At 74.1% G+C, this 20171-nt stretch carries 14 protein-coding genes and 2 pseudogenes; all 16 read left to right on the top strand.

Going from position 1 to position 20171, the window contains the following annotated elements:
• Window positions 1-40 precede the first annotated feature (40 nt).
• The 16 genes and pseudogenes from MVA48_RS05730 (at window position 41) to gltB (ending at window position 20165) form a co-directional block, all read left to right on the top strand.
• A complete protein-coding gene (locus MVA48_RS05730) occupies window positions 41-1831 on the top strand; it encodes an ABC transporter ATP-binding protein (protein ID WP_246986713.1) in 1791 nt (596 codons plus the stop codon).
• A complete protein-coding gene (locus tag MVA48_RS05725) occupies window positions 1828-3687 on the top strand; it encodes an ABC transporter ATP-binding protein (RefSeq protein ID WP_246986711.1) in 1860 nt (619 codons plus the stop codon). Before MVA48_RS05730 ends, MVA48_RS05725 begins: the two co-directional genes overlap by 4 nt.
• Window positions 3688-3717: 30 nt before the next feature.
• A complete protein-coding gene (locus tag MVA48_RS05720) occupies window positions 3718-4221 on the top strand; it encodes a hypothetical protein (RefSeq protein ID WP_246986709.1) in 504 nt (167 codons plus the stop codon).
• A gap of 10 nt (window positions 4222-4231) precedes the next feature.
• Window positions 4232-5461, top strand: a complete 1230-nt coding sequence (locus tag MVA48_RS05715) for an FAD-binding dehydrogenase (protein ID WP_246986707.1) — start codon at window positions 4232-4234, stop codon at window positions 5459-5461.
• Window positions 5458-5898 carry an FAD-binding protein gene (locus MVA48_RS05710; protein WP_246986705.1) on the top strand — a complete coding sequence of 147 codons (441 nt, stop codon included), beginning with the start codon at window positions 5458-5460 and terminating at the stop codon, window positions 5896-5898. The genes MVA48_RS05715 and MVA48_RS05710 overlap by 4 nt, the downstream gene beginning before the upstream one ends.
• Window positions 5895-6596 carry a hypothetical protein gene (locus tag MVA48_RS05705; protein WP_246986703.1) on the top strand — a complete coding sequence of 234 codons (702 nt, stop codon included), beginning with the start codon at window positions 5895-5897 and terminating at the stop codon, window positions 6594-6596. Before MVA48_RS05710 ends, MVA48_RS05705 begins: the two co-directional genes overlap by 4 nt.
• Before the next feature lie 43 nt (window positions 6597-6639).
• Window positions 6640-8601 (top strand): HNH endonuclease signature motif containing protein, encoded by a 1962-nt coding sequence (locus MVA48_RS05700; protein ID WP_246986701.1) that lies wholly within the window; start codon window positions 6640-6642, stop codon window positions 8599-8601.
• A 34-nt stretch (window positions 8602-8635) separates the two neighbouring features.
• Window positions 8636-8995, top strand: coding sequence for a phosphoribosyl-AMP cyclohydrolase (gene hisI, locus MVA48_RS05695; RefSeq protein WP_246986699.1), 360 nt, complete (start codon window positions 8636-8638; stop codon window positions 8993-8995).
• On the top strand, window positions 8992-10503 hold the full coding sequence (locus tag MVA48_RS05690; protein WP_246986697.1) for an anthranilate synthase component I: 1512 nt from the start codon (window positions 8992-8994) through the stop codon (window positions 10501-10503). Before hisI ends, MVA48_RS05690 begins: the two co-directional genes overlap by 4 nt.
• Window positions 10500-11089, top strand: a pseudogene (locus tag MVA48_RS05685) (Trp biosynthesis-associated membrane protein). The gene MVA48_RS05690 and the pseudogene MVA48_RS05685 overlap by 4 nt, the downstream one beginning before the upstream one ends.
• A 140-nt stretch (window positions 11090-11229) precedes the next feature.
• Window positions 11230-12039, top strand: coding sequence for an indole-3-glycerol phosphate synthase TrpC (gene trpC, locus MVA48_RS05680; protein ID WP_246986693.1), 810 nt, complete (start codon window positions 11230-11232; stop codon window positions 12037-12039).
• Between the two features lie 22 nt (window positions 12040-12061).
• Window positions 12062-13411 (top strand): tryptophan synthase subunit beta, encoded by a 1350-nt coding sequence (trpB, locus tag MVA48_RS05675; RefSeq protein WP_246986691.1) that lies wholly within the window; start codon window positions 12062-12064, stop codon window positions 13409-13411.
• Window positions 13408-14205: a tryptophan synthase subunit alpha gene (gene trpA / locus MVA48_RS05670; RefSeq protein WP_246986689.1), complete on the top strand. Its 798-nt coding sequence runs from the start codon at window positions 13408-13410 to the stop codon at window positions 14203-14205. Before trpB ends, trpA begins: the two co-directional genes overlap by 4 nt.
• A gap of 178 nt (window positions 14206-14383) precedes the next feature.
• Window positions 14384-15148 carry a prolipoprotein diacylglyceryl transferase family protein gene (locus MVA48_RS05665; RefSeq protein ID WP_246986687.1) on the top strand — a complete coding sequence of 255 codons (765 nt, stop codon included), beginning with the start codon at window positions 14384-14386 and terminating at the stop codon, window positions 15146-15148.
• Window positions 15149-15517: 369 nt separating this feature from the next.
• A pseudogene (locus MVA48_RS23365) lies at window positions 15518-15960 on the top strand (hypothetical protein); the annotation flags it as partial.
• Window positions 15961-15986: 26 nt separating this feature from the next.
• The gene (gltB, locus tag MVA48_RS05660; protein ID WP_246986685.1) at window positions 15987-20165 is read left to right on the top strand and encodes a glutamate synthase large subunit; all 4179 of its coding nucleotides are present in this window, start codon (window positions 15987-15989) and stop codon (window positions 20163-20165) included.
• Window positions 20166-20171: the final 6 nt, after the last annotated feature.

Raw genomic sequence — 20171 nt, 5'->3', positions numbered from 1 at the left:
CGTACCATCCGAGAGCCCGCCGTTCTACCGAAGGAGACCTGTGGCCCGCCGCCGAGACGCCGTGGTGCGGCGCGGTCTCCGACACATCCGGCGCGCGATCGTCGAACAGCCCGGCATGTTCACCGCCGCCCTGCTGGCCAGCAGCCTGTACGGGGCGATGACGGTTGCCAGCGCCTGGGTCATCGGCGAAGTCACCGACCGGGTGCTGCTGCCCTCGTTCGCCGAGGGCGCCACCACCGCCGCGGCCCTCGCGCTTGCCTCCGCCGCGATCATCGGGGTCGCGCTGCTCAAGATCCTCGGCATCCTCGGCCGCCGGCTCTTCGCCGGCATCATGAGCTTCCGGCTGCAGGCCGAGTACCGCCGCCGGGTCACCCGCCAGTACCTCCGGCTGCCGCTGTCCTGGCACCAGCGCCACCCGACCGGTCAGCTGCTGTCGAACGCCAACTCCGACGTCGAGGCGGCGTGGTTCTTCGTCGCGCCCCTGCCCTTCGCCTGCGGCGCCATCGTCATGATCGTCATCACCGTCGTGGCGCTCTTCCTCACCGATCCGTTGATCGCGCTGGTCGGGCTGGTGGTCTTCCCGCTGGTCTTCGTCGTCAACGTCGTCTACTCGCAGGTCATGAGCCCGCGCATGCAGCGGGCCCAGCAGCTGCGGGCCGAGGTCAGCGAGATCGCCCACGAGAGCTTCGACGCGGCGCTGGTGGTGAAGACCCTCGGCCGCGAGGCGTCGGAGACCGAGCGCTTCGGCCGGCGCGCCGAGGAGCTGCGCGACGGGCTGGTCGCCGTCGGCCGCGTCCGGGGCCTGTTCGACCCGCTGATGGAGGCGCTGCCCAGCCTCGGCACCCTCGCCGTCCTGCTGATCGGGGCGGGCCGGGTCGCCGACGGCAGCACCGACGCCGGCAGCCTCGTGTCCATCGCCTACCTGTTCACCCTGCTGGCGCTGCCGATCCGGGCCATCGGCTGGGTGCTGGCCGACCTCCCGCGGGCACTCGCCGGGTTCGACCGCGTCACCCCGGTGCTCGACGCCACCGGTGAGACGCCCTACGGTTCCGAGGCCGCCGCCCCGGCCACCGGCGGCGCCGCGCTGGGCCTGGCCGCCGTCGACTTCACCTTCGCCGACACCACCCGACCCACGCTGTCGGGCGTCACCTTCGACGTCCCCGCGGGGAGCACCGTCGCCGTCGTCGGCCCCACCGGCTCGGGCAAGTCGACCCTCGCCGGCCTGCTGGTCCGGCTGGTGGACCCGACCGACGGCTCGGTCGTGCTCGACGGCGTCGACCTGCGACGGCTGCGCGAGGGCGAGGTCAGCGGGCAGGCCGCCTTCGTCGCGCAGGGCACCTTCCTGTTCGACGACACCGTCCGCGGCAACATCACCCTCGACGAGCCCTTCAGCGACGACGAGGTGTGGGCGGCCCTGCGGGTCGCGGCGGCCGCCCAGTTCGTCGCCGACCTGCCCGACGGCCTCGACACCCGGATCGGCGAGCGCGGGGCGACCCTGTCGGGCGGTCAGCGGCAGCGCCTCGCGCTCGCCCGGGCCGTGGTCCGCCGTCCCCGGCTGCTCGTCCTGGACGACGCCACCAGCGCCGTCGACCCGGCGGTCGAGGCCCGGATCCTCGACGCCCTGCAGTCGAGAGAAGGGCCCCCCAGCGAGCAGCCGACCACCGTGGTCGTGGTCGCCTACCGCCAGGCCACGATCGCCCTCGCCGACGAGGTCGTCTGGCTCGAGCAGGGGCGCGTGCTCGCGCGCGGCAGCCACGAGCAGCTGCTCGACGAGGTCCCCGGCTACGCCGCGCTCGTGCGGGCGTACTCCCAGGCGGAGGTGGCCGCATGACCGCCGCCGACGCGGTGAGCCTGCCCGCCGACCGCCGTACGGAGGGCGCGCTCGCCACCCTCCGCCGGGGGCTGCGGATGATGCCGGAGTTCCGCCGCGGGCTGCCGGTCACGTTCCTGCTGGCGCTGCTGGCCACCGCCGGTCGCGTGGTCGTCCCCATCGCCGTCCAGCAGGTCATCGACCGCGGCCTGGCGTCCGGCGAGCCGGACCTGGGGCTCATCACCGCGCTGATCGCGGCGTGCGCGGCCGTCGTGATGATCACCGCGGTCGCGGTCTACCGCATGAACGTGCGGCTGTTCCGCACGACCGAGACGGCGCTGGCCGGCCTGCGGGTGCGCGCGTTCCGGCACGTGCACGACCTCTCGGTGCTGCACCAGCAGGGCGAGCGCCGCGGGTCCCTCGTCTCACGGGTCACCAGCGACGTCGACCAGCTGTCGGTGTTCATGCAGTGGGGCGGCGTCCTCGGCCTGATCAGCCTCGGCCAGCTCGTCGTCGCCACCGTGGTCATGGCCTTCTACTCCTGGCAGCTCACGCTGCTGGTGCTCGTGTGCTTCCTGCCGCTCGGCTACGCCGTCCGCTGGTTCGCCAGGCGCCTGGCCGGCGCCTACGGCGTGGTCCGCGAGCGGGTCGGTGACGTGCTCGGTGCCGTGGCCGAGTCCGTGGTCGGCGCGCCGACCGTGCGCGCCTACGGCGTCGGGGGCCGGACGGCGACCCGCATCGACGGCGCGATCGACCGCCACTACCGCGCGCAGGTGAACGCCCAGAAGGTGACCGCTGCGGTGTTCGTGACCGGTGAGTTCGTGGCTGCCGTGGCCAACGCCGCGGTGGTCGTCGCCGGTGTGCTCCTCGGGCTGGCCGGCGAGATCTCCGCCGGCACGCTCGTGGCGTTCCTCTTCCTGGTCACGCTGTTCGTCGCGCCCGTCCAGACGGCGAGCGAGGTGCTCAACGAGGCGCAGAACGCCGTCGCCGGGTTCCGCCGGGTGCTCGACGTCATCGACACCGAGCCCGACGTCCGCGACCCGGCGCTGACCGGACCGGGGACGGTGCGGGAGCTGCCACCAGGACCGCTGGGCGTGCGCTTCGAGCACGTCTCGTTCAGCTACGTGCCCGGCGGCCGCAGGGCGCTCGACGGCGTCGACCTCACCCTCGAACCCCGGCGGCGGGTGGCGATCGTCGGCGAGACCGGCTCGGGCAAGACCACGTTCGCCAAGCTGGTCACCCGGCTGATGGACCCGGTCGAGGGCCGGGTCCTGCTCGGCTCCGATGCCGGAGGCTGGGTGCCGCTCGACGAGGTCGCGTTCGCCTCCCTGCGCACGCGGGTCGTCATGGTGCCTCAGGACGGCTTCCTCTTCGACGCCACGATCGCCGAGAACGTCCGGTACGGCCGTCCCGGACTGGGCGACCGCGAGATCGCCACGGCGTTCGAGGAGCTCGGCCTCGGTGCCTGGCTCGAGGGCCTGGAGGCCGGGGTCACGACGCCCGTCGGCCAGCGCGGGGAGTCGCTCTCGGCGGGGGAGCGGCAGCTGGTCGCGGTCGCCCGCGCCTACGTCGCCGACCCGGACCTGCTCGTGCTGGACGAGGCGACCAGCGCCGTCGACCCGGCGACCGAGCGTGCCCTGACCCGGGCGCTGGACACGCTGACCACCGGCCGGACGACGCTCACCATCGCCCACCGGCTCTCCACCGCCGAGCGGGCCGACGAGGTGCTCGTCGTCGACGCCGGCCGGGTCGTCCAGCGCGGCACCCACGCCGAGCTCGTCGACGCCGAGGGGCCCTACGCCCGGCTGCACGCGTCCTGGCGGCGCTCGTCGGCCGGCGAGCCGGCGACGGCCGGCCGCCCCAGCGCGCCCGCCTGACCGGCCGGGTCGCGGTCCTAAGCTCGCCCCATGCCGTCGTCGTCCTCCCGGAGCCGGGTTCCGACGCGCCGCTCACCCCGTCCGGCGGCCCGGCCGGGCGCGGCACCCCCGGCGCCCGAGCGGCCGTTCCTGGTGCCGTTCGCCGCCGTCTTCGCCGTCCTGGTGGCCGCCGAGGACCTCTACCTGGCCTGGCTGCTGCGGACCCCGGAGACCGGCTGGGACGCGTTCGCCGTCGTCCCCGCCCTCCTGGCCGTCGCGGCGCTGGTCGCCGCGGTCCTGGTGTGGACCGGCCGGGCACGCGGGTGGCTGGTGCTGGCCGTGGCCGCCGTCGTGCCGCTGGTCGGGCTGCTGGGGCTCACCGCGCTGTTCGCCGCGCTGGGCGGCGGTCAGGCGATGTGGTCGTCGATGCTGCTGCTGATCGGGCCGCTGGGCGCGCTCGTGCTGGCGCTGCGGCGGCCGGTCCGCGAATGGACCACCCCGGCGACGGCGGATCGCTCCCCGGGGGGACGGCGGGCAGCCGGGTCGGCCCGCTAGCGTCGGTTCCGTGAGCACCCCGAACAGCAACGAAGCCGACGTCGTCGTGGTCGGGGCCGGGCTCGCCGGCCTGGTGGCCACCGCCGAGCTCGCCGATGCCGGCAAGCGGGTGGTCCTGCTCGACCAGGAGCCCGAGGCGTCGCTGGGCGGGCAGGCCTTCTGGTCCTTCGGCGGGCTGTTCCTCGTCGACTCGCCCGAGCAGCGGCGCCTCCGGGTGCACGACTCCCTCGAGCTCGCCCGGCAGGACTGGTTCGGCACCGCGGGCTTCGACCGCGAGTCCGACCACTGGCCGCGGCAGTGGGCCGAGGCCTACCTGCAGTTCGCCGCGGGGGAGAAGCGGTCCTGGCTCAAGGAGCAGGGCATCGGCTTCTTCCCCGTGGTCGGCTGGGCCGAGCGCGGCGGCTACACCGCGGCCGGGCACGGCAACTCGGTGCCGCGGTTCCACATCGTCTGGGGCACCGGGCCCGCCATCGTCGAGGCGTTCGCCCGGCGGGTGCGCGCCGCCGTCGAGGCCGGCCGGGTCGAGCTGCGGTTCCGCCACCGGGTGCACGGGCTGGTCGTCACCGGCGGCGCGGTCACCGGCGTCCGCGGCGGGGTGCTCGAGCCCAGCGCCGTCGCCCGCGGCGAGGCCAGCTCGCGCACCGAGGTCGGCGACTTCGAGGTCTCGGCCCAGGCCGTGGTCGTCACCGCCGGCGGCATCGGCGGCAACCACGAGCTCGTGCGCAGGAACTGGCCGGCCCGCCTGGGGCCGGCACCGCAGCGCCTGCTCTCCGGCGTGCCCGCCCACGTCGACGGTCACATGCTGGAGGCGACCGAGGCGGCCGGTGCCAGCGTGGTGAACAGCGACCGCATGTGGCACTACACCGAGGGCATCGCCAACCACTCCCCGGTGTGGGCCCACCACGGCATCCGGATCCTGCCCGGCCCCTCGTCGATGTGGCTCGACGCCACCGGCAAGCGGCTCCCGGTCCCGCTGTTCCCGGGATTCGACACCCTCGGCACGCTGGCCCACATCGGGACGACGGGCTACGAGCACACCTGGTTCGTCGCCACCCACAAGATCGTCGAGAAGGAGTTCGCGCTCTCCGGCTCGGAGCAGAACCCCGACCTGACCGGCAAGGACATCCGCCTGCTGGCCACCCGCGTGAAGGCCGGCGTCGCCGCGCCCGTGCAGGCGTTCCTCGACCGCGGCGAGGACTTCGTCGTCGCCCCGACCCTGCCGGAGCTCGTGGCGGCATGAACCGGATCACCGGAGGGACGCCGGAGCTCGACCTGGCCCAGATCGAGCAGGAGATCGTCTGCCGCGACCGCGAGGTCGCCCACCCGTTCACCAAGGACCTGCAGATCACCGCGATCCGGGGCGCCCGCAACTACCTGGGCGACAAGCTGATCCGCGTCGCGCCGCCGCACCGGATCCTCGACCCGGAGGCCGGCCCGCTGATCGCGGTCCGGCTCAACCTGATCACCCGCAAGACCCTCGGCGGCCTGGAGACCGACCTGTCCGGGCGCGTGCTCCGGCCGGGCGGCGACCCGTTCCCCGGGCTGTACGCGGCCGGGGAGATCGCCGGCTTCGGCGGCGGCGGCATGCACGGCTACCGGTCGCTGGAGGGCACCTTCCTCGGTGGCTGCCTGTTCTCCGGGCGCGTCGCCGGGCGTGCGGCCGCCGCTGCGCTGTGACCTCGGACCCCTGGTCGGATCCGGCCACGCCCACCGAGCCGGGCGCCCCGTACACCGGCCCGCCGCCGTCGGACCCGTACCGCGTGCCCGGCGGGCCCTCGCCCTACGGCCCGCCGGTGTACGGCGCCGCGCCGTACACCGCGTACGGACCGCCGCAGCAGTACCCGGGGTGGCCCCCCTACGGCGCCGGCCACCCCGGGTACTGGATGCCTCCCGGGCGGCCCCAGCGGCCCGGCGGGGTCATCGCCGCGGCCGTCCTCGCCTTCGTGCAGGCCGGGATCGTGGTCATCGCCTCCATCTACCTGTGGTTCTTCGCCTCACTGGCCGATCTCGCTCTGTCCGGCGTCGACAGCTCCTACTCGCCGGCCGTCGTGAACGCGCTGGCCACCGAGGGGACGGCGCTGGCGATCATCCAGCTGGTCTCGGCGGTGCTGCTGGTCGGCGCCGGGGTGCGGGCGCTCAACGCGCGGACCGCGGGTGCCCGCCGGCTGCTCCTGGGCGCGCACGCCGTCCAGGTGGCGCTGTCCCTGTACTGGGCGGTCCGGCTGACCGTCGTCCTCGGCGACGGCGCCGAGAGCGGCCCGCTGCTGGCGTTCACGGCGATCTTCGCCGCCGGGCCGATCGTCTCGATCGGCCTGCTGCTCACCGCAGTGGCCCGCCAGTGGTTCCGATCGTGGGGTCCGAACCCCGCCTCGTAGTCGCACCCGGAACTTGTCTGTGGTCGAACATACGATCGAATGCATGGACGGCTCGACGATGCGGGGGGACACCGGTGGGTTCGCGCCGCCGGCGGGTCGGGCGTCGGGTCCGGTGGGCGTGGTGCAGGCGGCGGATCGGGAGATCGCTCGGCTCACGGCGGTGCGAGGGCGGGCGCTCGCCGAGTTCGCCCGGTCGCGACCGGCGTCGGCCGACCGGCAGCCGGGGGAGCCCGGAGCGATGAGTGCGGTCCGTCGTGCGGCCCGGCCCGCGGTGCTGGCCGACGTCTCGGAGTGGGCGGCGAGCGAGCTGTCGATCGGCTCGTCCATCAGCAAGCAGGCCCCGCAGCAGCGGCTGGAGCGGTCGTTGCTGCTGGTCGATCGGCTGCCGGGCACGGTGGCGGCGTTGGAGTCGGGCTTGCTGCACGACGGGCACCTGTTCCCGATGCTCGAGCGGGTCGCCGTGGTGGCCGACGGTGCCCGGCGGGCCGAACTGGAGCGGGACGTGCTGGCCTGGGTGGCCGCGCGAGCAGCCCGCCGGCAGATCACCACCCCGGCGCAGCTGACCGATCGGCTGCGTCGGACCGGTCTGGGCCGCGATCCGAAGCAGGAGGCCGACGACCTGCTGGCCGCGCTGAACGATCGAGGGGTGTGGGTGCGGCCCGATCGCCGCGCGGGCATGGGCGTCCTGCAGGCCCTGCTGACGGTGCCCGAAGCGCAGGCGGTGGTCGACTCGCTCGGCCGGCACGCCGACGCCCTGGACGACCCGGCCGACCCTCGTACCCGCGGGCAGAAGATGGCCGACGTGCTGCTGGACATGGTCCTGCGGCCGGGCAAGGCCGGTCTCCCGCCGGTGCAGGCCCAGCTGACCCTCGTGGCGGGGGTGCGTACTGCCCTGGGCGGCGGCGCTCCCGGGGAGATCAGCGGGCAGCCGGTGCCGGCCGAGCTGGTCCGTGCGGTCGCCCGCGCCCTCGGCCTGCTGGGCGGACCGGGCACCGCGCCTGCCCCCGAGCCGGCTGCGGAGCCGGCTGCTGAGCCGAACGTCGTCGCGACGGTGGTGGGCGCGCCGGAGGAAGCCTGGCCGGCTCGGCTGCGCGAGAAGTGGGAGCGAGCCGTGGCCGCCGACACCGCCCGCGCGCTGGCCGGGGTGTGGGGTGGCTGCCTGGACGAGCCACCCCCGGAGGTGCAGCAGCGGCTCTGGGACGAGGAAGGCCAGTGGGACGAGGAGTTCGAGAGAATCGTCGGGCCGCCACCTGAGGACACCGCCGAGACCGGGACGGATGCGGTGCCCGCGGACTCCTCGTGGGCGGCGGCGCACGCCGCGGTGGAGGCGGCGGGCCTTGCCCTGCTGTCCTTCCAACAGGCGGTCGGCCGGGCCTCGGCCGTGGTCGGGAACGCCTGGCGGGCCGATCAGCGGGAGGAGGACGCCTGGCGGGAGGGAACCGGTCGGTTCGACGCCGCGTCCAGCGATCTGGAGGCGCTGCGGCTGGCCTCGGAGGCGCAGCGCGAGGAGCTGGCTGGGCTGCTGGACCGCACCGGCGGCGGCACGTTGGTCGACCGGCCGCGCATCGCGCTGGTCGACGAGCTGACCGGAACGCTGCTGGCCCTGACCGACGCCCGTGAGTTGCGCCGCCTGACGCAGTGTGGCCGGCCGGCCTGCCGACGCCGTCCGCAGACGTGCGACCACGACCTCACCGGACGCCCCGGACTCAGGCCGCCGCCGGCCAGCGAGGGGCACGACCCCGGCGCGGCCCTGGATCGATACCTCCGTGCCCGGGACAGGACCTGCCGATTCCCGGGGTGCCGGCGCCGGACATGCGAGCTCGACCACAAGGTTCCCTGGCCCGACGGGCCGACCAGCGCCGAGAACCTCGAAGGCTTCTGCACCGGCGATCATCGCGGCAAGCACCAGGCCCCCGGCTGGACCTACGGTCTGACGGCCGACGGCACGGTCACCGTCACCACGCCCACGGGGCTCACGGCCACCACCGACCCGCCACCCTTCTAGGGTCGGCCGACCAGCTCCACGGCACACTGGCGGCATGTCCGCAGTCCCGTCACTCGCTCCGGAGGTCGCCGACCTGCTGCGCCGCGACCCGGCCGGCCTGGTGGCCGCCGTCGTCCAGCAGCACGACACCGGCGAGGTGCTCATGCTCGCCTGGATGGACGACGAGGCGCTGCACCGGACGCTGACCACGGGGCGCGCGACGTACTGGTCGCGCAGCCGCGGGGAGTACTGGGTGAAGGGCGAGACCTCCGGCAACCGCCAGTGGGTGCGGGAGGTCCGGCTGGACTGCGACGGCGATGCGCTGCTCGTGCTCGTCGACCAGGAGGGTCCGGCCTGCCACACCGGCGAGCACAGCTGCTTCCACCGTCGGCTGACCGCGGAGGTGACCGCGTGAGATTCGGGGTCACGAGTCCGACGCGCGAGGAGTTCGCCGCGCTCCAGCAGCCGCTCGTCCCGGTGACGCGCAAGCTGCTTGCCGACAGCGAGACCGCCGTGGGCATCTACCGCAAGCTCGCCGGCAACCGGCCCGGCACGGTGCTGCTGGAGTCGGCCGAGCAGGGCAAGCGCTGGTCGCGGTACAGCTTCGTCGGCGTCCGCAGCGCCGGTGTCCTCACCGAACGCGACGGCGTCACGCAGTGGCTCGGGGACGACGTCCCGGGGCTGACCGACGAGCTGCCGCCCGATCCGCTGGCCGCCGTCCGCACGCTCAGCCGGCGGCTGCGCTCGCCGCGGGTGCCGGACCTCCCGCCGCTGACCGGGGGCCTGGTCGGTTACCTGGGCTACGACGTCGTCCGCCGTCTCGAGCGGCTGCCGCAGACCAGCGTCGACGACCTCGGGATGCCCGAGCTCGCGATGATGTTCGTGACCGACCTGGCGGTGCTGGACCACACCGACGGCTCCGTGCTGCTCATCGCCAACGCCTTCCGCTCGGCACCCGGCGACCCGGGGGTCGCGTGGGACGACGCCGTGGCGCGCCTGGACGCGATGGCCACCGACCTCACCAAGGCCGTGCCGCCGGGTGTGGCCGTCCTCGAGCGTGCCGACACCCCACCGGTGACGAGCAACATGCGGCCCGGGGTCTTCGAGGACGGCGTCGAGCGGGTGCGCGAGCACATCAGGGCGGGGGACGCGTTCCAGGTCGTGCTGGCCCAGCGCTTCGAGCTCGCCTCGGACGTCGACGCGCTCGACCTGTACCGGGTGCTCCGGGCGACCAACCCCTCGCCGTACATGTACCTGCTCCGGTTCGCCGGCCGCGAGACGCCGTTCGACGTCGTGGGCTCCTCGCCGGAGGCGCTGGTGACGGTGACGGGCACGTCCGCGGTGGTGCACCCGCCGGCCGGCACCCGCCCGCGGGGTGCGACGGAGGAGGAGGACCTGCGGCTGGCCGAGAGTCTGCTCGCCGACCCCAAGGAGCGCGCCGAGCACGTCATGCTCGTCGACCTGGCCCGCAACGACCTGGGCCGGGTGTGCGTCCCCGGGACCGTCGAGGTGCCCGACTTCATGCGGATCGAGCAGTACAGCCACGTCATGCACCTGGTGTCGACGGTGACCGGGGAGGTGGCCGACGGTCACGACGCGCTCGACGTCTTCGACGCGACGTTCCCGGCGGGCACCGTCTCGGGGGCGCCCAAGCCGCGGGCCATGGAGATCATCGAGTCGCTCGAGCCCACGCGCCGGGCGCTCTACGCGGGCACCGTCGGCTACGTCGACGCCAGCGGCGACATGGACATGGCGATCGCGATCCGCACCGCCGTCCTGCACCAGGGGCGGGCGTACGTGCAGGCCGGGGCGGGGATCGTCGCCGACAGCGACGCCGCCACCGAGGAGGCGGAGACCCGCCACAAGGCACGCGCGGTGCTGTCGGCGATCGCGACGGCGGAGAGGCTCCGGGAGGTCCGGTGACGGGCGAGCCGCGCCGCGAGCTGACCGCGGCCGTGGTGGCCGCCGCCGTGGCCGGTGGGCTCGCCCTGGTCGCCGGGGGTCAGACGTGGGCCCGGGTCACCTACGAGCGGTCGGCGCCGCTGCCCCCGGTGGGCGACGCGCTGAACGGGACCGACGCCGCCCCCCTGGTGCCGGCCGCCGGCCTCGTGCTGCTGGCGGGGGCGGTTGCGCTGCTCGCGGTCCGGGGCGCGGGGCGGGTCGCCGTGGGCCTGCTCGTGATGGTGGCGGCGGCGCGCTGGCGTGGTCGGGCGGTCACGCCCTCGGCGGTGGCCTCGACGAGCGCGCGGCGATGCTGGCAGGCATCGGCTGGGGGCGCGTGGTCGACCTGGCGACCGTCCCGTCGTGGCCCACGCTCGCGGTCGGCGCCGGGGTTCTCGCCGTCGGTGCCGGCGTGCTCGTGGTGCTGCGCGGCCGGCGGTGGCCGGCGATGGGACGCCGGTACGAGCGCACCCCGGCCGGTGCGCCAGCCCCTGCGCGGCGCAGCGACGAGGACCGCGCGCAGGACGCGTGGCAGGCGCTGGACCGCGGCGAGGACCCGACCGCCTAGCGGAACCGATGGGGGCCGCTTCTGCCGCCCCCGGCCGGGACGCCGGGGTGCCGCCTCTAGAGTGAGTCCAACCGATCCGGCTGGTGAGGGGACGTACCGGTGCGACATCCAGGAGGCCGCGTGAGCGAGCGGACGACGCCGTGAACGTGCTCGACGAGATCGTGGCCGGCGTGCGCGAGGACCTCGCCGCCCGCGAGGCCCGCACCCCGCTGGCCGAGGTGAAGGCCGCCGCCCTCGACGCCCGCCCGGCGCTCGACGCCCTGGCCGCCCTGCGCGCCCCCGGCGTCGGCGTGATCGCCGAGGTCAAGCGGCGCAGCCCGTCCAAGGGCGACCTCGCGACCATCCCCGACCCCGCCGAACTCGCCGCGCAGTACGCCGACGGCGGCGCGCGGGTGATCAGCGTCCTGACCGAGCGACGCCGGTTCGGCGGCTCGCACGAGGACCTCGACGCGGTCCGCGCGGTGGTCGACGTGCCCGTGCTCTGCAAGGACTTCGTCGTCACCAGCTACCAGGTGCACGAGGCGCGCGCCCACGGCGCCGACGTCGTGCTGCTGATCGTCGCCGCCCTCGAGCAGAACGCGCTGGTCGGCCTGCTCGAGCGGGTCGAGTCCCTCGGCATGACCGCGCTGGTCGAGGTGCACACCGAGGCCGAGGCCGACCGGGCGCTGGACGCCGGCGCGTCGGTGATCGGTGTCAACGCCCGCGACCTCACCACGCTGCACGTCGACCGCTCCACCTTCGAGCGGATCGCACCGGGCCTGCCCTCGGGCGTGGTCAAGGTGGCCGAGTCCGGAGTGCGTGGACCGCACGACCTCATCAGCTACGCCGGTGCCGGCGCCGACGCCGTCCTCGTCGGCGAGGGCCTGGTCACCGCCGGCGACGCCCGTCAGGCCGTCGCCGACCTGGTGACCGCCGGGTCGCACCCGGCCACGCCGCGCACGAGTCGCTGACGACGGTCCCTACGCTGGGGGCATGACGACCACCAGCCCGCCGCAGCCCGGAGAACGCGTCCTGCCGGCGCGCCCGGGCTGGCCGGACGAGACCGGCCACTTCGGCATCTTCGGCGGGCGTTTCGTGCCGGAGGCGCTGATCGCGGCGCTCGACGACCTGACCGAGGCGTACGAGGCCATGCGCGTCGACCCGTCGTTCCTGGAGGAGTTCGACCGGCTGCAGCGCGACTACACCGGCCGGCCGAGCCCGCTGACCGAGGTGCCGAAGTTCGCCGAGCACGCCGGCGGCGCACGGGTCCTGCTCAAGCGCGAGGACCTCAACCACACGGGCTCGCACAAGATCAACAACGTGCTCGGCCAGGCGCTGCTCACCAGGCGCATCGGCAAGACGCGGGTCATCGCCGAGACCGGTGCCGGCCAGCACGGGGTGGCGACGGCGACGGCCGCGGCCCTCATGGGGCTGTCCTGCACCGTCTACATGGGTGAGGAGGACACCCGCCGCCAGGCGCTCAACGTCGCCCGCATGCGACTGCTCGGCGCCGAGGTCATCCCCGTCACCACCGGCTCGCGGACGCTCAAGGACGCGATCAACGAGGCGTTCCGCGACTGGGTCACCAACGTCGAGTCGACGAACTACGTGTTCGGCACCGTCGCCGGCCCGCACCCCTTCCCGGCGATGGTCCGTGACTTCCAGCGGGTGATCGGCGACGAGGCCCGCGAGCAGGTGCTCGAGCGGGTCGGCCGGCTGCCCGACGCGGTGCTCGCCTGCGTCGGCGGCGGTTCCAACGCGATCGGCATCTTCACCGCCTTCGTCCCCGACGAGGGCGTGCGGCTGGTCGGCCTGGAGGCCGGCGGGGACGGGGTCGGCACCGGCCGGCACGCCGCCACCATCACCGGCGGCTCGCCGGGTGTGCTGCACGGCGCCCGGTCCTACCTGCTGCAGGACGACAACGGGCAGACCATCGAGTCGCACTCGATCAGCGCCGGCCTCGACTACCCGGGCGTCGGCCCCGAGCACTCGTACCTGCACGACATCGGCCGCGCCGAGTACCGCCCGGTGACCGACGCCGAGGCCATGGAGGCCTTCGCGCTGCTCTGCCGGACGGAGGGCATCATCCCGGCGATCGAGTCGGCGCACGCCCTCGCCGGTGCCCTGGTGCTGGGCAGGGAGCTCGGACCGGACGCGCTGCTGCTGGTCAACCTGTCCGGCCGGGGGGACAAGGACGTCGAGACGGCGTCGAGGTGGTTCGGTCTCGGCGACCGTGACCACTCGGAGCCGGGCGCCGGGCTGGACGAGCACCAGCAGCCCACCGAGGGCGCGGTCAGCAACGACGAGGCCGTGAGCGGCCCCGACGCGGGGGAGAGCGCGTGAGCAAGCTGGCCGAGCGCATCGGGAAGGCCAAGGCCGAGGGCCGGGCCGCGCTGATCGCGTACGTCCCGGTCGGCTACCCCGACGTCCCCGGTTCCGTCGAGGCCATGACGGCCGCGGTCGAGGCGGGTGCCGACATCATGGAGATCGGCGTCCCCTACAGCGACCCGGGCATGGACGGGCCGGTGATCCAGCAGGCTGTCGACGTCGCCGTCCGTGCGGGCGTGGGCCTGCGCGACGTGCTGCGCGCGGTGCAGGCGGTGGCCGCCGCCGGCGCCGTCCCCGTGGTGATGAGCTACTGGAACCCGATCGAGCGCTACGGCGTCGACCGGTTCGCCACCGACCTCGCCGCCGCCGGAGGAGCGGGGATCATCACCCCCGACCTCATCCCCGAGGAGGCCGGGGAGTGGCTGGCCGCCGCGGAGCGCGCCGATCTCGACCGGGTGTTCCTGGTCGCCCCCTCGTCGACCGACGCCCGGCTGCGGTCCACGACCGCCGCCTGCCGGGGCTTCGTCTACGCCGCCTCCACGATGGGCGTCACCGGCACCCGCGCCACGGTCGGGGACGCCGCGGAGAAGCTCGTCGCGCGCACCCGCGAGGTGGCCCCCGAGCTGGCGGTCTGCGTCGGTCTCGGCGTCTCGAACGGCGACCAGGCCGCCGAGGTGGCCGCCTTCGCCGACGGCGTGATCGTGGGCTCGGCGTACGTGCGGGAGCTGCTGGAGGGGCGCGGCGCCGACGGCGTCCGGGCCCTGACCGACGACCTGGCCCGGGGTGTCCGGTCCGTGGGAGCGCGGTGATGATCCTCGCCGCCATCCCCAGCCCGACGCAGGGCGTCTGGGAGCTCGGTCCGTTGCCGTTGCGGGCCTACGCCCTCTGCATCGTGGCGGGCATCGTCGCGGCTGCCTGGCTCACCGACCGGCGCTGGGTCGCTCGCGGCGGCGCTCCGGGGAGACCCTCGACATCGCCGTCTGGGCGGTGCCCTTCGGCATCGTCGGCGGCCGGATCTACCACGTGATCTCCAGCCCCCGCGCCTACTTCGGCGAGGGCGGCGACCCGATGCGGGCCTTCGCCATCTGGGAGGGCGGCCTCGGCATCTGGGGGGCGATCGCCTTCGGCGGCGTCGGTGCGTGGATCGCCTGCCGCCGCAAGGGCATCCCGCTCCCGGCCTTCGCCGACGCCCTCGCCCCGGGCCTGCTCGTGGCGCAGGCGATCGGCCGGCTGGGCAACTGGTTCAACAACGAGCTCTACGGCGGGCCGACCGACCTGCCGTGGGGCCTGACGATCCACGAGTGGGCGAACGGCCGGGCCCTGTCCGGCCCCGATGGTGAGCCGGTGGTGCTCGGCACCTTCCATCCGACCTTCCTCTACGAGCTGCTCTGGAACCTGGCTGCCGCGGCGCTGGTCATCTGGGCCGACCGGCGCTTCCGGCTGGGCCACGGCCGTGCGTTCGCCCTGTACGTGCTGTCCTACTGCGCCGGCCGGCTCTGGATCGAGCTGCTGCGGACCGACCCGGCCGAGGAGCCCTTCGGGGTGCGCATCAACGTGTTCACCTCGATCGTGGTGGGGCTCGGCGCCCTGGCGTACTTCCTCTACATGCGCGGGCGGCCGCGCGAGGTGATCGATCGAGGCGGGGCCGAGGAGGAGCCGGAGGAGGGCACGTCGGTCCCCGCTGGGTCCTCGGAGGAGTCGTCCGCCGCGGCCCCCCGTGAGGAGGATCACCGCCCACCCGACCCCGGCTGAGCCGTCCGCGCAGGCAGGGACCGGCCAACGACCGACGTGATCCTGCCGACGCGCCGGAACTCCGGTTCGGGCGTATGGGCGCGGGGTTACCGCTGTGTACCCTTCGCAGCAGACCCGCCGGCGATCCTGGCCGGGTCGCACCGTCGGACCGGGCCAGCGTCGCCCCGCGGACGACAGCCCGGCGGTCACCACCCGTCGGGCTCGAGCCGCCGCCGGAAACGGGACGCACGTTCCGCCCGGCGCCCCGGCTCTCCGCCGTGCCGCCTTCCCCGCAGCCCATGACAGCCGCCCTCTGACCAACCCGGCCGGGCCCACCGCCCCCGTCCGCGCCCATGCCCGGGCAGGACGGCCGCCGACGACGGGAGTGACATGCCCGATCTCACCGCCCCCGCCGCCTCGTCCGTTCCGTTCTCCGCGGTGCCTGCGCCCGTGGGCCTGTACGACCCGGCCAACGACAAGGACGCCTGCGGCGTCGCCTTCGTCGCCGACGCCCGTGGGCGCAGGTCCCGCTCGATCGTCGCCTCGGGTCTGACGGCGCTGCACAACCTCGACCACCGGGGCGCGGCCGGCTCGGAACCCAACTCCGGTGACGGCGCCGGCATCCTGACCCAGGTGCCCGATGCGCTGCTGCGGGCGGCGTCGACTTCGACCTCCCGCCCCTGGGCGAGTACGCCGTGGGCATCGCCTTCCTGCCCGCCGACGCGACCGAGCGGTCGGCCCGCCTCGAGGACGTCGCCCAACTGGCCGACGAGGAGGGCCTCACGGTCCTGGGCTGGCGCGACGTGCCCGTCGACCCCGATGGAGCCGACCTCGGACCGACGGCACGCGCGGTCATGCCGTGGTTCGCGCAGCTGTTCGTGGCCGAGACGATGGCGGCCGCGCCGACGAGCAGGCCTTCGGCGGCAACGTGGAGTGCAACGGCGTCACCCGCCTGGAGCGGCGCTCCTTCGTGCTGCGCAAGCGCGCCGAGCGGGCCGCCGTCGAGGCCGGCAGCTCCCTGTACTTCGCCTCGCTGTCGTCGCGGACGATCACCTACAAGGGCATGCTGACCACCGACCAGCTGCCGCTGTTCTTCCCGGACCTGCGCGACGAGCGCTACGAGTCGGCGATCGCGCTGGTGCACAGCCGCTTCTCGACCAACACCTTCCCGAGCTGGCCCCTGGCCCACCCGTTCCGCTTCATCGCCCACAACGGCGAGATCAACACGATCAAGGGCAACCGCAACCGGATGCGGGCGCGCGAGGCGAAGCTGGAGACCGAGCTGTTCGACGGTCCGGCCGGCCCGGCGTCCGAGCTCGGCCTCGAGCGCATCTTCCCGGTCACCGCCAGCGACTTCAGCGACTCGGCCACCTTCGACGAGGTGCTCGAGCTGCTGCACCTGTCGGGCCGGTCCCTGCCGCACGCCGTCCTGATGATGATCCCGGAGGCGTGGGAGAACCACGACGAGATGGACCCGGCCCGCCGGGCCTTCTACCGGTTCCACTCCTCGATCATGGAGCCGTGGGACGGGCCGGCCGCGGTCTGCTTCACCGACGGCACCCTCATCGGCGCCGTCCTCGACCGCAACGGGCTGCGTCCGGGCCGCTGGTGGCACACCAAGGACGACCTGGTGGTCCTGGCCAGCGAGGTCGGCGTCCTCGACATCCCGGCGGCCGACGTCGTCGCCAAGGGCCGGCTGCAGCCCGGCCGGATGTTCCTGGTCGACACCGCCTCGGGCCGGATCGTCTCCGACGAGGAGGTCAAGGGCGCGCTCGCCGCCGAGCACCCGTACGACGACTGGCTGCACGCCGGCCTGGTGCACCTGCCCTCGCTGCCCGAGCGCCGCCGGTCGCGCCCCAGCCACGAGTCCGTCGTCCGCCGGCAGATGCTCTTCGGCTACACCGAGGAGGAGCTGCGGGTCCTCATCCAGCCGATGGCCGCCAGCGGGGCCGAGCCGATCGGCTCGATGGGCACCGACACCCCCGTCGCCGCCCTGTCGGACCGTTCGCGGCTGCTCTACGACTACTTCGGCCAGTTGTTCGCCCAGGTGACCAACCCGCCGCTGGACGCGATCCGCGAGGAGCTGGTCACCAGCCTCGGCCGCACCTTCGGGCCGGAGCAGAACCTGCTCAAGGCGGTTCCCGCGTCCTGCCGGCAGGTGACCGTGCCGTTCCCGGTCATCGACAACGACGAGCTGGCCAAGATCCTGCACATCGACGACGACGGCGACCTGCCGGGCTTCGCCGCGGTCCGGATCACCGGGCACTTCGACGTCACCGGCGGCGGCACCGCGCTCGCCGAGGCCGTCGAACAGCTGCGCAGCAAGGTCTCCAGGGCCATCGCGGCCGGCGCGCGGATCATCGTGCTCTCCGACCGCGACTGCGACGAGAAGCGCGCCCCGATCCCCTCGCTGCTGATGACCGCCGCGGTCCACCACCACCTGGTGCGGGAGAAGACCCGCATGGAGGTCGGCCTGGTCGTCGAGTCCGGCGACTGCCGCGAGGTGCACCACGTCGCGCTCCTGCTCGGCTACGGCGCGGCTGCGGTGAACCCCTACCTGGCATTCGAGTCGATCGAGGACCTGATCCGCGACGGCCAGCTCACCGGTGTGGAGCCGGCGCAGGCGGTGCGCAACATGGTCAAGGCGCTCGGCAAGGGCGTCCTCAAGGTCATGAGCAAGATGGGCATCAGCACCGTCGGCTCCTACACGATGGCGCAGATCTTCGAGGCCGTCGGCCTGTCGCAGGACCTGGTCGACGAGTACTTCACCGGCACCTCGTGCCCCCTGGGCGGCGTCGGCATCGACGTCCTCGCCGAGGAGGTGGCCATCCGCCACCGCCGCGCGTACCCGCAGAACCCGACCGAGCGGGCGCACCGCCGGCTGGAGACCGGTGGCGAGTACCAGTGGCGCCGCGAGGGGGAGGTGCACCTGTTCAACCCCGAGACGGTGTTCCTGCTCCAGCACGCCACCCGCTCGCGGCAGTTCGAGGTCTTCCAGAAGTACACCGACACCGTCGACAAGCTCTCCGAGGAGGCCGCGACGCTGCGCGGTCTGTTCGCCTTCAAGGACGGCGTCCGGCAGCCGGTGCCGCTGGAGGAGGTCGAGCCGGCCGGCGAGATCGTCAAGCGGTTCCAGACCGGCGCGATGAGCTACGGCTCCATCTCGCAGGAGGCGCACGAGACCCTCGCCATCGCCATGAACCGGCTGGGCGGCAAGTCCAACACCGGCGAGGGCGGCGAGGACCCCGACCGGTTCACCCCGGACCCGAACGGCGACCTGCGCCGCTCGGCGATCAAGCAGGTGGCCAGCGGCCGCTTCGGCGTCACCAGCGAGTACCTGGTCAACGCCGATGACATCCAGATCAAGATGGCCCAGGGCGCGAAGCCCGGCGAGGGCGGCCAGCTGCCCGGCCAGAAGGTCTACCCGTGGGTGGCTCGGACCAGGCACTCCACTCCGGGCGTGGGGCTGATCAGCCCGCCGCCGCACCACGACATCTACTCGATCGAGGACCTCAAGCAGCTCATCCACGACCTCAAGAACGCCAACGACGACGCCCGGGTGCACGTGAAGCTCGTCGCCGAGGTCGGCGTCGGGACGGTTGCGGCGGGCGTGAGCAAGGCGCACGCGGACGTCGTCCTCATCTCCGGGCACGACGGCGGAACCGGCGCCGCGCCGCTGACGTCGCTGAAGCACGCCGGCTCGCCGTGGGAGCTCGGCCTGGCCGAGACCCAGCAGACGCTGCTGGCCAACGGGCTGCGCGACCGGATCGTGGTCCAGGCCGACGGCCAGATGAAGACCGGCCGCGACGTGATCATCGCGGCGCTGCTCGGCGCCGAGGAGTACGGCTTCGCGACCGCGCCGCTCGTGGTGTCGGGTTGCATCATGATGCGGGTCTGCCACCTCGACACGTGCCCGGTCGGCGTGGCCACCCAGAACCCCGAGCTGCGCAAGCGGTTCACGGGGCGCCCGGAGTTCGTCGTCACGTTCTTCGAGTTCCTCGCCGAGCAGGTCCGGCACTACCTGGCCGAGCTGGGCTTCCGGTCGCTGGACGAGGCGATCGGGCACGCCGAGGTGCTCGACACCCGCAAGGCCGTCGACCACTGGAAGGCCGCCGGGCTCGACCTCAGCCCGATCCTGGTGGTGCCGGAGCTGCCCGAGGGCACGCCGCGGCACCAGGTGCGCACGCAGGACCACGGCCTGGACGTCGCGCTGGACCAGACGCTGATCCAGCTGTGCGAGGGCGCCCTGCTCGACGCGCGGCCGGTCAGCCTCGAGCTGCCGGTGCGCAACGTGAACCGCACCGTGGGCACGATGCTCGGCTCGATGGTGACCCGCCGCTTCGGCGGCGAGGGATTGCCCGACGGCACGATCGACCTGACCTTCGGCGGCTCGGCCGGCCAGTCGTTCGGCGCCTTCCTGCCGCGCGGCATCACGATGCGGCTGTTCGGCGACGCCAACGACTACGTCGGCAAGGGCCTCTCCGGTGGCCGGATCGTCGTCCGCCCCTCGCGGGAGGCGCCGTTCGCCGCCGAGGACAACGTCATCGCCGGCAACGTCATCGCCTACGGCGCGACCGGCGGGGAGATCTTCCTGCGCGGCCGGGTGGGGGAGCGGTTCTGCGTCCGCAACTCCGGCGCCCTCGCCGTCGTGGAGGGCGTCGGTGACCACGCGCTGGAGTACATGACCGGCGGGCGGGCGGTCATCCTGGGCCCCACCGGCCGGAACATCGCCGCGGGCATGTCCGGCGGCATCGCCTACGTCCTCGACCTCGCCCGGCACCGGGTCAACAGCGAGATGGTGGACGTCGAGTCGCTGGACGCCGAGTCGGCGCAATGGCTGCGCGACGTCCTGGTCCGCTACGCCGAGGACACCGAGTCGCCGGTGGCGCACGCGCTGCTCGCCGACTGGGGCCGCTGGTCCGAGCAGTTCAGCGTGATCATGCCGCGGGACTACCGGCGGGCACTGGAGGCCCAGCGGATGGCCGAGGCCAACGGAACCGACGTCGATCTCGCCCTGATGGAGGCCGCTCGTGGCTGACACCCC

The sequence above is a fragment of the Blastococcus sp. PRF04-17 genome (genome assembly GCF_023016265.1).
Lineage (GTDB): Bacteria > Actinomycetota > Actinomycetes > Mycobacteriales > Geodermatophilaceae > Blastococcus_B.
This window is presented reverse-complemented; position numbering and strand designations above follow the sequence as displayed.

Coding starts and splice junctions, on each gene's coding strand:
- MVA48_RS05725 (WP_246986711.1), top strand. CDS start 1,828: ATGACCGCCGCCGACGCGGTGAGCCTGCCCGCCGACCGCCGTACGGAG.
- MVA48_RS05720 (WP_246986709.1), top strand. CDS start 3,718: ATGCCGTCGTCGTCCTCCCGGAGCCGGGTTCCGACGCGCCGCTCACCC.
- MVA48_RS05710 (WP_246986705.1), top strand. CDS start 5,458: ATGAACCGGATCACCGGAGGGACGCCGGAGCTCGACCTGGCCCAGATC.
- MVA48_RS05700 (WP_246986701.1), top strand. CDS start 6,640: ATGGACGGCTCGACGATGCGGGGGGACACCGGTGGGTTCGCGCCGCCG.
- hisI (WP_246986699.1), top strand. CDS start 8,636: ATGTCCGCAGTCCCGTCACTCGCTCCGGAGGTCGCCGACCTGCTGCGC.
- trpB (WP_246986691.1), top strand. CDS start 12,062: ATGACGACCACCAGCCCGCCGCAGCCCGGAGAACGCGTCCTGCCGGCG.